Below are 14,339 nucleotides of genomic sequence, written 5' to 3' on the forward strand. Positions count from 1 at the left end.
ACGCTCTGCGTCCCGATCTACGAAGGACGCGGAGCGTCCCGGACTGCATTCCCACGCGGAGCGTGGGAACGATCCTGACGGAGGACATCAATGAAAACCCTCTGGCAAAACTGCCACGCCGCCACCATGGCCCAGGGCGTCTACTCGATCATCGAAGACGCCGCCATCGTCACCCAGGGCGAGCACATTCAATGGATCGGCCCGCTTGCCGAATTGCCGACGGGGGACTACCCGGCGGTCAACGACCTCAAGGGCGCCTGGGTCACGCCGGGGTTGATCGATTGCCACACCCACACGGTATTTGGCGGCAACCGCAGCGGTGAGTTCGAACAGCGCCTGCAAGGTGTCAGCTACGCCGAAATCGCGGCGGCCGGCGGTGGCATCGCCAGTACCGTGCGCGCCACCCGCGCCGCCAGTGAAGACGAACTGTTCGCCAGCGCCGCCAAACGCCTGAAAAGCCTGATGCGCGACGGCGTGACCACGGTGGAAATCAAGTCCGGCTACGGCCTGGACCTGGCCAGCGAACGCAAGATCCTTCGCGTCATTCGCCGTCTTGGCGCCGAGTTACCGGTCAGTGTGCGCAGTACCTGCCTGGCGGCCCACGCCTTGCCACCGGAATACAAAGATCGCGCCGATGACTACATCGAACACATCTGCACCGAGATGCTGCCGGCCCTGGCGGCCGAGGGGCTGGTGGACGCGGTGGATGCCTTTTGTGAATACCTGGCGTTTTCCCCGGCGCAGGTCGAGCGGGTGTTTATCACCGCGCGACAACTGGGGCTGCCAGTGAAGCTGCACGCCGAACAATTGTCGTCTCTGCACGGTTCCAGCCTGGCGGCGCGTTACCAGGCGCTGTCGGCCGATCACCTGGAATTCATGACCGAGGACGACGCCAAGGCCATGGCCGCTTCCGGCACCGTGGCGGTGTTGCTACCGGGGGCGTTTTATTTCCTGCGGGAAACCCAACTGCCGCCCATGGATGCCCTGCGCAAGCACGGGGTGAAAATCGCCGTGGCCAGCGACCTCAACCCCGGCACCTCGCCGGCGCTGTCGCTGCGTTTGATGTTGAACATGGCCTGCACCTGTTTCCGCATGACCCCGGAAGAGGCCCTGGCAGGGGCGACGATTCATGCGGCCCAGGCCTTGGGCATGGCCTCCACCCACGGTTCGCTGGAAGTCGGCAAGGTCGCGGATTTTGTCGCCTGGCACATCGATCGCCCGGCCGACCTGGCGTATTGGCTCGGTGGCGATCTGGAAAAACGCGTCGTGCGTCACGGCGTTGAAATCGATTGAGGAGAATGGTTGTGGAGAAGGTCCTGAATTTCAAGCAAGGGCGCGTGCCGCTGTTGGTCAGCATGCCCCACGCCGGCCTGCGCCTGACCCCGGCGGTGAAGGCCGGGTTGATTCCCGAGGCCCAGAGCCTGACGGACACCGACTGGCACATTCCCAAGCTCTATGAGTTCGCCAATGAGCTGGGCGCCAGCACCTTGGCCGCCGAGTATTCACGGTTCGTCGTCGACCTGAATCGCCCCTCCGATGACAAACCGATGTACGTCGGCGCCACCACCGGTTTGTACCCGGCGACGCTGTTCGATGGCGTGCCGTTGTTTCGCGAAGGGCTGGAACCGTCGGCCGAGGAACGGGCGACGTATCTGCAGCAGGTCTGGATGCCGTACCACCAAGCGCTGCGGCAGGAACTGGCGCGGCTCAAGGCCGAGTTCGGCTACGCCTTGCTGTTCGACGCCCACTCGATCCGCTCGGTGATCCCGCACCTGTTCGACGGCAAGCTGCCGGACTTCAACCTCGGCACTTTCAACGGCGCCAGTTGCGACCCGACCCTGGCCAGCCAGCTCGAAGCCATCTGCGCCCGCCACGACCAGTTCACCCATGTGCTCAACGGACGTTTCAAGGGCGGACACATCACGCGGCACTACGGCAACCCGGCCGAAGACATCCACGCCGTGCAACTGGAACTGTGCCAGAGCACCTACATGGAAGAGTTCGAACCGTTCAACTACCGCGCGGATCTGGCGGCGCCGACCCAGGTGGTGCTCAGGGAGTTGCTGGAAGGTTTCCTGGCGTGGGGACAGCAGGTTTACAAGAAATAAACACCGCGCGGTACTTCTGTGGCGAGGGGATTTATCCCCGCTGGGTCGCGAAGCGGCCCCAAAACGGATGTCTTCCAGCGACCTGATGGGTCGGACTGAGAGCTTTTGGGACTGCTGTGCAGTCCAGCGGGGATAAATCCCCTCGCCACAGGATTGTGTTTGTCCTTGAGCCTCTTACGGGACTGTCGCCACCGTGCAAAACCGAGTCGCCACAGTTCATCTTGACCCCCTCGACGCTGGGTAATGTTCCGGTCACGGTGCGCCAAGACACCGCCCTACAATAATCCGCTGCCGCACGAGACCCTCGCGATGAAAAGACTGTTCAAACGCTGTCTGTCGTTCCTCTGCGGTACCGTTCTACTCAGCACCGGGGCGATGGCTGCAGAGCCTGCGTCCTGCCAGACCGTACGCATGGGTGTGGTCAACTGGACCGATGTGATCGCCACCAGCGGCATGGCCGATGTGCTGCTCACCGGTCTGGGCTACGACAGCAAGCAGACCAGCGCCGTGCAACAGATCATCTTCGCCGGCATCCGCGACAAGCGGCTCGACATCTTCCTGGGGTATTGGAAGCCGGCGATGGACAAGAACATCGCCCCGTTCCTGGCGGCCAACCAGGTGAAGGTACTGGACAAACCAAGCCTGGCCGACGCCCAGGCCACATTGGCCGTACCGGATTACGTGGCGGCGGCGGGGCTCAAGACCTTTGCCGACATCGCCCGGTTCAAGGATCAGCTTGGCGGCAAGATCTACGGCATCGAGCCGGGCAGCGGCGCCAACACCACCATCAAGACCATGATCGAGACCAACCACTTCGGTCTCAAGGACTTCAAGCTGATCGAATCCGGCGAAGCAGGCATGCTGGCGGCGGTGCAGCGGGCGGTGAACCGCAAGGAGTTCGTGGTCTTCGTCGGCTGGACCCCGCACCCGATGAACATCAACATGAACATCACGTACCTGACCGGCAGCGAGGACGTCTACGGCCCGAACGAAGGCGCCGCGACCGTGTCCATCGTGACCGCGCCGGACTACGCCCAGCGTTGCCCGAATGTGAGCCGGCTGTTGGAAAACCTCACCTTCACCGCTGCCCAGGAGAGTCAGTTGATGGTGCCGATCATGGAGCGCAAGACACCCCAGGACGTCGCCCGCCAATGGCTGCGCGAGCATCCTGAGGATCTTCAGCGCTGGCTGGCCGGCGTGACCAGCTTCGACGGCAAGGACGGTGTGGCGGCGGTGCAGGCCAGTCTCAACAAGTGATGGTGATCTAATTGTGGCGAGGGGATTTATCCCCGTTGGGTCGCGAAGCGGCCCCAAAATGATTGCACTCGGATTTTGGGACTGCTGCGCAGTCCAACGGGGATAAATCCCCTCGCCACAAGTTCAGCGCCTTATCCCAAGATATTTACTGGATTGGCATCTCCCTCATGGCTCCTTATCCACTCTCTCCGGCAATGTCAGCCTTCATCGACAAAACCCAGAGCTTCACCAGCCCGGACGATAGCCTCGCTGGTTCGCGCCAGGCCTACAGCCAGATGTGCCGGGCGTTCACTCCGCCCTGCCCGCCGACGCTGGCCATCGAGGATTTCGAACTGGCCGGCGTGGCGGTGCGGGCCTATTACCCTCAACGTGCGGCACCGCTCGCCGGCTGGCCATGCGTGCTTTACCTGCACGGTGGCGGTTGGGTCGTGGGGGACCTGGATTCCCATGACTTCATCTGCATGGAACTGGCCGCTGAGTTGGGCGCGCTGGTGGTGGCAGTGGATTACCGGTTGGCCCCGGAGCATCCGTTTCCGGCCGGTTTCGAAGATTGCCTCGCGGTGTGGCGTCACTTGGCGGACGTTCCGTTTGCCATCGACCCCCGTCGCCGGCTGGTGGTCGGTGACAGCGCCGGCGGCAATCTCGCCGCCGCGTTATGCCTGGCCTTGCGCGATGCCGGGCAACCGTTGCCCCGGGCCCAGGTCCTGATTTATCCGGCGCTCGGTGGCCCCGCGGATCTGCCGTCGCGTCACGAGTGCTTCGATGCCCCGCTCCTGAGCCGCCGCGATCTGGAGCGCTATGAGGCGCTGTACCTGGGTGGCGCTCGTCCCTCGCCTTATGCCATGCCGTTACTCGCCGACAACCTGGACGGCTTGCCGCCAGCGCTGGTTGTCGTCGCGCAATGGGATCCACTGCGCGACGACGGCGCCCTTTATCGCGAGCGGCTGAACGCCGCAGGGGGAGACGCCGTGCTGTATGTCGGCAATGGGCTGGTCCACGGTTGCCTGCGTGGCCGGGGCCAGGTGCCGGAGGTCGATCGGATGTATCGGGCGCTGCTGGCGTACCTGGCTGACAAGCTTTGACTGCGCAGGGGACATGCTCATTAAGGTCATTCGGGTTTATGATGCCGGACGGCAGACTAAATAGAAGTCCCTACAGGGATGACTCGACCCCTTACGGAGCGCGCAATGCAGACTTTGTACCCGCAGATCAAACCCCATGCCCGGCACGATCTGGCTGTCGATGACACCCACACGCTCTATGTCGATGAAAGCGGTTCCCCAGAAGGCCTGCCAGTGGTGTTCATTCACGGCGGCCCGGGTGCCGGCTGCGATGCGCAGAGCCGTCGCTACTTCGATCCGAACCTGTACCGCATCGTCACCTTCGACCAGCGCGGTTGCGGTCGGTCCACCCCCCACGCCAGCCTGGAAAACAACACCACCTGGGATCTGGTCGAAGACCTGGAGCGTATCCGCAAGCATTTGGGTATCGAGAAATGGGTGCTGTTCGGCGGTTCCTGGGGCTCGACCCTGGCCCTGGCGTACGCCCAGACCCATCCGGAGCGGGTGCATGGCCTGATCTTGCGTGGGATCTTTCTCTGCCGTCCGCAGGAAATCGAGTGGTTCTATCAGGCTGGCGCCAGTCGCCTGTTTCCCGACTACTGGCAGGACTACATCGCACCGATCCCGTTGGACGAGCGCGACGACCTGCTCAGCGCTTTCCACAAACGCCTGACCGGTAACGACCAGATCGCCCAGATGCACGCGGCCAAGGCCTGGTCCACCTGGGAAGGTCGTACCGCCACCCTGCGTCCGAACCCGCTGGTGGTCGATCGCTTCTCCGAGCCGCAGCGGGCGCTGTCGATCGCCCGGATCGAATGCCACTACTTCACCAACAACGCTTTCCTCGAGCCCAACCAGTTGATTCGCGACATGGGCAAGATCGCCCATTTGCCAGGCGTCATCGTGCACGGCCGCTACGACGTCATCTGCCCATTGGACAATGCCTGGGAACTGCATCAGAACTGGCCCAACAGCGAACTGCAGGTGATCCGCGACGCCGGCCACGCCGCCTCGGAGCCGGGGATTACCGACGCGTTGGTACGCGCCGCCGCGCAAATGGCCCGGCGCCTGCTCGACCTGCCGCCCGAAGAAGCATGAAGGGGCTGTTGCAACGGGTGCGCGGCGCCCGGGTCGAGGTAGCGGGCGAGATCGTCGGGGCTGTGGACCAGGGCTTGCTGGTGCTGGTGGCCGTCGAGCCCGGGGATACCCGGGCCAGCGCCGACAAACTCTTGCACAAGCTGCTTAACTATCGAGTGTTCAGTGATACCGAGGGCAAGATGAACCTGTCCTTGGCGGATGTCGGTGGCGGATTGCTGCTGGTGTCGCAGTTCACCTTGGCGGCGGACACCAAAAGCGGTCTGCGTCCGAGTTTTTCCACGGCTGCGCCTCCGGCCCTGGGCGAAGAATTGTTCAACTATTTGCTGAGTCAGGCGAAACAGATGCATGGCACTGTGGCATCAGGTAGATTCGGCGCCGACATGCAGGTTCATCTGGTCAATGATGGCCCGGTAACCTTCCTGTTACAGTCCTGAAAGCGTTTGAAACATCTTTTCGGTTCTGTTTCGAGGTAAAACGGTAAGTTTTCTCGATAAATACTTTGCTACCCCTGATGCGTTGTCACGCGGGCTACTAGATAATCGCGCGCTACGGGGGATCAGCGTTCGCTGGTCCATTTGACTTAGGTAGAGAGTTGTCCTGGACCGTTTGGGGAATCATTTTGCCCCGTCGGAGTCGGAACAATGCTCGCCAACTTGGCAAGAGTGGTCCGCAGGAGCGGTTTTTCAGCACCGTTACCGTGCAGATACTTTATCTGGCCGTTGGTTTTTTGATCAGTTTTCGGCGAGGGTTGCTCGTGATTGTTAGTCCCTGTAATGCACCAAAAATGACTGCCAAACGGTTGAGAAGCGCCCTGGTAACGGGCTCGGCCCTGTTGTGCCTGTTCGGCGCGGGCCAACTGTGGGCATTCAGCCTGGATGATGTATCGGCGAAGGCACAAGAATTGGCCGGGCAGAAGTTCGAAGCCCCGCGCAGCAATTTGCCGAACGAATTCCGTGAAATGAAATTCGCCGATTATCAGAAAATTCGTTTCCGCACCGAAAAAGCAGAATGGGCCGACCAGAAGACCCCGTTCCGGCTGTCCTTCTATCACCAGGGCATGCATTTCGACACGCCGGTGAAGATCAACGAAATCACCGCGACCACCGTCGACGAGATCAAGTACGACCCGACACGTTTCGATTTCGGCGACGTGAAGTTCGATCCCAAGGCCACCGAACAGCTGGGCTACGCCGGTTTCCGCGTGTTGTACCCGATCAACAAGGCCGACAAGCAAGACGAAATCATGACCATGCTGGGGGCGAGTTATTTCCGCGTCATCGGCAAGGGCCAGGTCTACGGCTTGTCCGCTCGTGGCATGGCCATCGACACCGCGCTGCCATCCGGTGAGGAGTTCCCGCGCTTTCGCGAGTTCTGGATCCAGCGTCCGAAACCGACCGACAAGCACCTGGTGATCTTCGCCCTGCTGGATTCGCCGCGGGCCACTGGCGCCTATCGCCTGACCGTGCGTCCGGGCACCGATACCGTTGTCGACGTGAAATCACGGGTGTTCCTGCGTGATCGTGTCAACAAGCTGGGCATCGCCCCGTTGACCAGCATGTTCCTGTTCGGCGCCAACCAGCCGTCCAAAGTGCTGAACTACCGTCGTGAACTCCACGATTCCAGCGGCCTGTCCATCCATGCCGGCAACGGCGAGTGGATCTGGCGTCCGCTGAACAACCCGAAACACCTGGCCGTGAGCAACTTCTCGGTAGAAAACCCGCGTGGTTTCGGCCTGCTGCAACGTGGTCGTGACTTCAGCCACTACGAAGACCTGGATGACCGTTACGAAAAACGTCCAAGCGCCTGGATCGAACCGAAAGGCGATTGGGGCAAAGGGACTGTCGATCTGGTGGAAATCCCGACCGCCGATGAAACCAACGACAACATCGTTGCGTTCTGGAGCCCGGAAAAACTGCCTGAGCCAGGCCAGCCACTGGACTTCGCCTACCGTCTGCACTGGACCCTCGACGAAGCCAACCTGCACTCGCCAGACAGCGCCTGGGTCAAACAGACCCTGCGTTCGACCGGTGACGTGAAGCAGTCCAACCTGATCCGTCAACCGGACGGCAGCGTGGCCTACCTGGTGGATTTCGAAGGGCCGTCCCTGCAAGCGCTGCCTGAAGAGGCCGAGGTGCGTAGCCAGGTGAGCGTTGGCGACAACGCCGAGATCGTCGAGAACAGCGTGCGCTACAACCCTGAAACCAAGGGCTGGCGCCTGACGCTGCGCATGAAGATCAAGGACCCGAGCAAAGCGACCGAGATGCGTGCCGCATTGGTCCGGCCGCTTGTTCCTGTCGAGCTGCCAGCCACCGCGCATTCCGTGACCACGCTGGCCAAGGCCGACAAGGTCGCCAAGCAGCAGAGCGAAAAAGAGCAAGCCAACGAGCAGGCCGGCGAGCAGAAAGAGGCCAAGGCCGTCAAGTCGTCCACCGCCGCCGCCGAGCCGACCCCAACCCCACAGGAACCGGAACAGACTGAACAAGTCCTGACCGAGACCTGGAGCTACCAGTTGCCTGCCGATGAGTAATACGTCCGTACAACCAGAATCTCTCAGTGAGTATCTGGCCCATTTGCCGATGACCGACGAGCAGCGCGCCGAGCTGGCGGGCTGTACGTCATTCAGCGAATTGCACAAGCGCCTGGCTTCTTCGACATTCGACGCACCCAACGAGGCAGCGCAAGCCTCGGTGGGCCGTCGCCTGACGCTGAGCACTGCCGAGGAACTCGAGGACGCCGAAATGCTGGCCCTCGATGCCAACGGCCGGGTGTGCTTGAAGGCGACGCCGCCGATTCGCCGGACCAAGGTCGTGCCGGAACCGTGGCGCACCAATATCCTGGTGCGCGGTTGGCGGCGCCTGACCGGGCGTACCAACCCGCCGAAGCCGCCCAAGGATGAGCGCGTGCTGCCTCATGCTCGCTGGCGTACCGTGGGTTCGATCCGCCGCTACATCCTGCTGATCCTGATGCTCGGCCAGACCATCGTGGCCGGTTGGTACATGAAAGGTATCATGCCGTACCAGGGCTGGTCGCTGGTGGATCTGGACGAAGTCTTGCACCAACCGCTGCTGCAGACGGCCACGCAAGTGCTGCCATATGCGTTGCAGACCAGCATCCTGATTCTGTTCGGGATCCTGTTCTGCTGGGTGTCGGCGGGTTTCTGGACGGCACTGATGGGCTTTCTCGAATTGCTCACCGGCCATGACAAATACCGCATCTCCGGCGCCAGCGCCGGCAACGAGCCCATTCCCAAGGACGCCCGCACTGCGCTGGTGATGCCGATCTGCAACGAAGACGTGCCGCGGGTGTTCGCCGGTTTGCGCGCGACCTTCGAGTCGGTGGCCGCCACCGGCGACCTGGATCGCTTCGACTTCTTCGTGCTCAGCGACAGTAACGAAACCGATATCTGCGTGGCCGAACAACAGGCCTGGCTGGATGTCTGCCGTGAAACCGGGGGCTTCGGCAAGATCTTCTACCGCCGTCGTCGCCGTCGTGTGAAACGCAAGAGCGGCAACCTCGACGACTTCTGCCGTCGTTGGGGCAGCGACTACAAGTACATGGTCGTGCTCGACGCAGACTCGGTGATGAGCGGCGAATGCCTGACCAGCCTGGTGCGGCTGATGGAAGCCACGCCGGACGCGGGCATCATCCAGACCGCGCCGCGGGCCTCGGGCATGGACACGCTGTATGCGCGCATGCAGCAGTTCGCCACCCGGGTGTATGGTCCGTTGTTCACTGCCGGTCTGCACTTCTGGCAGTTGGGCGAATCCCATTATTGGGGTCACAACGCGATCATCCGCATGAAACCGTTCATCGATCACTGCGCCTTGGCGCCGTTGCCGGGTAAAGGCGCGTTCTCGGGCGCGATCCTGTCCCACGACTTCGTCGAAGCCGCGCTGATGCGTCGGGCCGGTTGGGGCGTGTGGATTGCCTATGACCTGCCGGGCAGCTACGAAGAGCTGCCACCGAACCTGCTGGACGAACTCAAGCGTGACCGTCGCTGGTGCCACGGCAACCTGATGAACTTCCGGCTGTTCCTGGTCAAGGGCATGCACCCGGTGCACCGTGCGGTGTTCCTGACCGGCGTGATGTCCTACCTGTCGGCGCCGCTGTGGTTCTTCTTCCTGGTGCTGTCCACCGCGCTGCTGGCGGTGAACACATTGATGGAGCCACAGTACTTCCTCGAGCCACGCCAGCTTTATCCGTTGTGGCCGCAGTGGCATCCGGAGAAGGCCATCGCCCTGTTCTCGACGACCATCGTGCTGCTGTTCCTGCCCAAGCTCTTGAGCATCGTGCTGATATGGGCGAAAGGGGCGAAGGCGTTCGGTGGCAAGTTCAAGGTGACGATGTCGATGCTGCTGGAGATGCTGTTCTCCATGCTGCTGGCACCGGTGCGGATGATCTTTCACACCCGCTTCGTGCTCGCCGCTTTCCTGGGCTGGGCCGCGACCTGGAATTCGCCCAAGCGTGACGATGACTCCACGCCATGGAGCGAAGCGGTCAAGCGCCACGGCCCGCAGACTTTGCTGGGCTTCTTCTGGGCCTTGCTGGTGATCTGGCTGAACCCGAGCTTCCTCTGGTGGCTGGTGCCGATCGTGGGTTCGCTGATGCTGTCGATTCCGGTGTCGGTGATCTCCAGCCGCGTGGGCCTGGGCTTGAAGTCCCGTGATGAAAGCCTGTTCCTGATTCCTGAGGAATACGCACCGCCGCAGGAACTGCTGTCGACGGACCAGTACACCCATGAGAACCGTTGGCATGCACTGAACGACGGCTTCATCCGGGCGGTGGTCGATCCACAACAGAACGCCTTGGCGTATGCGCTGGCGACCTCCCGTCACGGCAAGGCCGAGCCGATCGAATGGCTGCGGGTCGAACGCGTTCGTCACGCCCTGAAGGTCGGCCCTGCCGGTCTCAGCAATGCCGAGCGACTGGCCCTGCTGAGCGACCCGGTGGCCTTGTCTCGCCTGCACGAGCAGGTCTGGAGCGAGGCGCATCCCGAGTGGTTGGCGGCATGGCGAGAGTCGGTCAAGGCCGACCCTCATGCACCGCTGCTACCGCTACAGCCGGTGAGCGTGCAGCCTCAAGTGGCCTGATACGCAAAAAGCCCCGCTTCTGAAAGGAAGCGGGGCTTTTTGTTGGCCTAAGGATTTGTACGTGGGACTTCCGGATTTCGAGTGACTAGCGTTATTGAACAACTGGAGTGACATTGACGTCTGGACTGAGGAAGTCAATGTGAAAGCCGCTGGAACCATCCCCGATAGCCAAGTGGACACCGTTGATGCCCTCATTCATTTGAGAGTTCACCTTGTAATCTATGCAGGTTGCTATTTCTTCGTTGACGCCGATGGCGAATTCGGTGAGTTCGAGTCCTCGAGCCCCGGCAGCTAATTTCAATGTTTCGATATGCTCCTCGTTGTCGGCTTGTAAAGACGTGACCTTGTTTTCCACGACTGTCAGAAATCCTCCCGCCTTGGCTAGCGAGTCTGATAACAGCGCAAGCCTGGCTCGAATGTTCTTGGGTAATTGCGGGTTGGCTTTTCTTAATACCGTTAAGATTCCAGAAATCTTAAGTTTTCCGTTCAAACAGAACGGGCAGCGTTCATGAGTATTCATGTGGGCATAGTGCACTTCGAAAAATTCGGCTGCTGAGTGTATGAAGTTCTCTGAAATGTCCTCCTCTATCAAAGCGTAGGGCTCAGCTTGGCGGTTGAGTGTGACCTTTCCGAAAGTGTCTTCGCCTGATAGGAGAAATGAGTCATAGGAGTTAAGCATGTTTAAAAAGAAACGCTGTCTTTCTAACGCTCTTCTGAAATCGCTGTTAAGCAGTAAGTGCAAACCGTAGTTCGCGCTACTGAAAGACGGATCGAAGACCTGTGCTGCGCAGAAAACGCTCTTCTTGACTGGGGTGGCCTTGGCAATCTCCAACGTGAGCTTGGCCGCGTTGTCGCTGAACGAGAAAATTATACTATTTCGAGGAAGAGTACTGAGCTCGTGAATGTGCGCAGTGTTTAATCCTTGATTACTGCATTCATCAAGGAATTCCTGTGAGTCTGCAATGACCCAGAATTCTTCCTCTCCAAAAAGTGTGTGGATATTGGTCATGGATGACATGGATTGCTCCTGGGTAGGCGGACGGCATCTACAATGCCGTCCGCTGGTTAGCGGAAGTCAGTCCTCCGTGTAGGCCCAAGCCAATGGAGCCCATCCAAAGTTTTCAGGGCCAGAGGTCATGCGACTCAGTTTTTCTGATGTATCTATTTGCTGTTCCATGTTTACCCTCCTTTTTATTGGGAATCCCTTTGTCGAGCAAGGGAGGTTGTATTAATCCAAGTATTTCTAATGTTTGGAATGGTTTTTTTTGAGTTTTTTAGAATGAATTGTGCTGTTTTTTGTTTGTTGGCTGCGAAGAGGTTATTTGTGTGGGAAGTGTCTGTAGCAGTTTTCTGAAATTTAAGTAAATGACCCGCTGGCGTTGTTTGGGTGGTCTAGTGTTGATAGGTTTTATTGCTGTTCGTTTGATGTTTTAAACTAAGGGGTGGGAAATGGCAGGTACAAAAAAATATTTGTCTGATGCAGCTCTCCAGCAGGCGCTGTCCGTAATAGACCTGACGGAAACACATACACCCGTCCACGCGGTTCGGCTGATGGTCGATGAGATTGTCGAGGGATTGATTCGTAACGGCTGGCCTCGGGCACGTATTCAGACTGGCCCGCGTATCGTGTCTGCCGAAGAAAACTATGGGCTACTAGGCTACGACCCGGCAGAGATCACCTTGGGCAGTGAACACACGCGCTGGGTGAGCGAACATTCACTATTGCGCACGCAAACCACCAGCCAGATTCCCGCCGCCCTTCAACTGGCTGCTCAAGAGCGCAAGACGGGGGAAATGATTCTGCTCGCCGCTCCGGGTATCACATTTCGCCGGGACAGTCGGGATAGGTGGCATTGCGCCGAGCCGCATCAAATGGATGTTTGGGTTCTGGGCGATCCAGAACTTTCGGATCGTGAGCATCTGTTGCGTCTGGTCGGCGATATTCTCGGCGCTGCGGTACCCGATAAGCCTTGGGTCTACAGCGACAGCCCGCATCACTACACCGAGGGTGGAATCGAAGTGAATGTATTGAACGACGGCGCCAATGTTGAAGTACTCGAATGTGGCCTCATCGCTACTTCGCTACTAAGGCGATTAAAAATTGATCCTCGGAGCCATGGTGGACTAGCGTTGGGAATGGGCCTGGATCGGTTGACGATGCTACGCAAGGGCATTCCAGATATCCGTTTGTTGCGAGACTCTAACGAACGAGTGCAGGCTCAAATGCAAGATCTGCGGCCATGGAGCGCCGTTTCGCGCTTGCCTTCGATTTCTCGAGATATTTCGGTGGCGGTGGCTCCTGGATTGAGCGAGGAGGTGCTGACTGAGAGGATGCTGCAGGCGGCCGGGGACTGTTCTGGCTGGATCGAGGAAATGCAGATCAAAGGACGTTGGGTTTCGTCTGAATTGCCACCTCAAGCTATTGAGCGACTCGGCCTTCTGGCCGATCAGGAGAATGTTCTACTGCGCGTCGTACTGCGTGATTGTTCTCGATCAATAACGACTGCGGAGGCCAATGCTTTGTATGAAAGGATTCAGTCGGCGTTGCACGAAGGCGCTCCGGGGGCAGGATACCGAATGGACTTGACAGTACGTTGATGCATTCGCCAATCGTGCTGGTTCCGTCTCTCAGGTAAATCAAAATAGCCCCGCTTCTGAACGAATGCGGGGCTATTTGTTGGGTGAGTTTTTTATCTGTGGTTCTAAGTTTTGTGGCGATGTTGGTCAGTGCTGCGGGTTGACGTTATCCAACAGTCGATTTGCCAGCAAGCCACTCAGTTCGATCAGTTGCAGGATGCCAAGGGCAACATGGCGTCGTGAGCCTTTCAGGTCGAACGCAAGGTCGCTGACCATGGCATCGGCTGAGGCTTTCGCTGAGGTTGGCCAGCAGGCTTTCGGTGTCGATGCCGTCGACGATGGTGAAGAGCTGGCCTGACGACGGTTTATTCTCGGATTTGGTCTGTTTGGGGTTCAGGTAGTAATCGAGCGCGCGGTCGGTGGCTCCTGGAGTTTTTTGGGGTCGGTTTCGGATTCTGGTGGGTTGGGTGTGGCCTTGAACATGCTTGACGCTCCTTGATTGATGGAGCCGCCAGACATCGCTGCTAAACGAAAAGGGTGGCGGCAGTACGCGGGTTAGCAGACCAGGAATCAAGGAACCCGGCGCACCGAAGTGCCCCACGCACAGCCGCCATAAAGCGGACCTGCGTGCCTTGATATTGTGCCGAGCTGCTAAACCCGATCGCTGAACTGACAGCGACCTGCAAACGTTAGAGCCCAGGGCCAAGGCGCACAAGCCGGCGGATTCTGGCGTAGTTGTAGGCAATGGCGCAAGGCTTCGTAGCCTTGGGATGACGGATTGTGGGAGTGGGGATTTTTGTGTGTATATCCGTTATTTGGGTAACGGCTGCTTAGGGTTCCGCCCTTACGGCGGGTCACTTTTGAGAAGCGCAAAAGTAACCAAAACGCTTTATGCCCCACCACTCGGCACCTCGCCTAGGCTCGGTGTGCCCGAACGCAGGCATTGCTCCGTGGGCCCGCCGCGAAGGGCCATCCATGGCCCAGCGCGGCTATCCCGGCATCCATGCCGGGATGCCCACTCCACAATGCCTGCGTTCGGCCAGCGTGGTTAACGGGGCGCCGAGATCAACGTCCGACGCGAGGCGGCCTTATAGCCGACCTGGTTCTTGATGGGGATCGCGTTTCCCCTGTGGGAGCGGGCTTGCTCG

At 59.7% G+C, this 14,339-nt stretch carries 10 protein-coding genes and 1 pseudogene; 9 read left to right on the forward strand and 2 right to left on the reverse strand.

Translation table 11 applies throughout. The features are described from left to right. Nucleotides 1-90 precede the first annotated feature (90 nt). From hutI to mdoH, 8 genes are all read left to right on the forward strand, one after another. Nucleotides 91-1,293, forward strand: a complete 1,203-nt coding sequence (hutI, locus tag BLP82_RS23345; RefSeq protein ID WP_092173436.1) for an imidazolonepropionase — start codon at nucleotides 91-93, stop codon at nucleotides 1,291-1,293. 11 nt (nucleotides 1,294-1,304) lie between these two features. After that, nucleotides 1,305-2,108 (forward strand): N-formylglutamate deformylase, encoded by an 804-nt coding sequence (gene hutG, locus BLP82_RS23350; protein WP_092173463.1) that lies wholly within the window; start codon nucleotides 1,305-1,307, stop codon nucleotides 2,106-2,108. A gap of 309 nt (nucleotides 2,109-2,417) precedes the next feature. Beyond that, the gene (locus BLP82_RS23355) at nucleotides 2,418-3,365 is read left to right on the forward strand and encodes a choline ABC transporter substrate-binding protein (RefSeq protein ID WP_092173439.1); all 948 of its coding nucleotides are present in this window, start codon (nucleotides 2,418-2,420) and stop codon (nucleotides 3,363-3,365) included. A gap of 167 nt (nucleotides 3,366-3,532) precedes the next feature. Then, a complete protein-coding gene (locus BLP82_RS23360; RefSeq protein WP_092173441.1) occupies nucleotides 3,533-4,447 on the forward strand; it encodes an alpha/beta hydrolase in 915 nt (304 codons plus the stop codon). A 105-nt stretch (nucleotides 4,448-4,552) separates the two neighbouring features. Further along, a complete protein-coding gene (gene pip / locus BLP82_RS23365; RefSeq protein ID WP_003196909.1) occupies nucleotides 4,553-5,524 on the forward strand; it encodes a prolyl aminopeptidase in 972 nt (323 codons plus the stop codon). Then, nucleotides 5,521-5,958, forward strand: coding sequence for a D-aminoacyl-tRNA deacylase (gene dtd, locus BLP82_RS23370; protein ID WP_092173445.1), 438 nt, complete (start codon nucleotides 5,521-5,523; stop codon nucleotides 5,956-5,958). The genes pip and dtd overlap by 4 nt, the downstream gene beginning before the upstream one ends. A gap of 320 nt (nucleotides 5,959-6,278) precedes the next feature. Continuing rightward, entirely contained in the window at nucleotides 6,279-8,051 is a 1,773-nt protein-coding gene (locus BLP82_RS23375; protein ID WP_092173466.1) for a glucan biosynthesis protein G, read from the forward strand. After that, a complete protein-coding gene (mdoH, locus tag BLP82_RS23380; RefSeq protein WP_092173448.1) occupies nucleotides 8,044-10,614 on the forward strand; it encodes a glucans biosynthesis glucosyltransferase MdoH in 2,571 nt (856 codons plus the stop codon). Before BLP82_RS23375 ends, mdoH begins: the two co-directional genes overlap by 8 nt. 91 nt (nucleotides 10,615-10,705) lie before the next feature. On the opposite strand, the gene BLP82_RS23385 is transcribed toward mdoH, so the two are convergent. Further along, complete coding sequence (locus tag BLP82_RS23385) at nucleotides 10,706-11,632, reverse strand: CgnE/CgnB domain-containing protein (protein ID WP_092173452.1); 927 nt, start codon at nucleotides 11,630-11,632, stop codon at nucleotides 10,706-10,708. Nucleotides 11,633-12,063: 431 nt separating this feature from the next. On the opposite strand from BLP82_RS23385, the gene BLP82_RS23390 reads away from it, so the two are divergent. Continuing rightward, nucleotides 12,064-13,212 (forward strand): PheS-related mystery ligase SrmL, encoded by a 1,149-nt coding sequence (locus BLP82_RS23390; RefSeq protein WP_092173457.1) that lies wholly within the window; start codon nucleotides 12,064-12,066, stop codon nucleotides 13,210-13,212. 126 nt (nucleotides 13,213-13,338) lie between these two features. On the opposite strand, the pseudogene BLP82_RS23395 reads toward BLP82_RS23390, so the two are convergent. After that, a pseudogene (locus BLP82_RS23395) lies at nucleotides 13,339-13,674 on the reverse strand (DUF6124 family protein). Between the last annotated feature and the right edge of the window lie 665 nt (nucleotides 13,675-14,339).

The organism is Pseudomonas sp. NFACC37-1, assembly GCF_900101575.1.
GTDB classification, from domain to species: Bacteria; Pseudomonadota; Gammaproteobacteria; order Pseudomonadales; family Pseudomonadaceae; genus Aquipseudomonas; species Aquipseudomonas fluorescens_AA.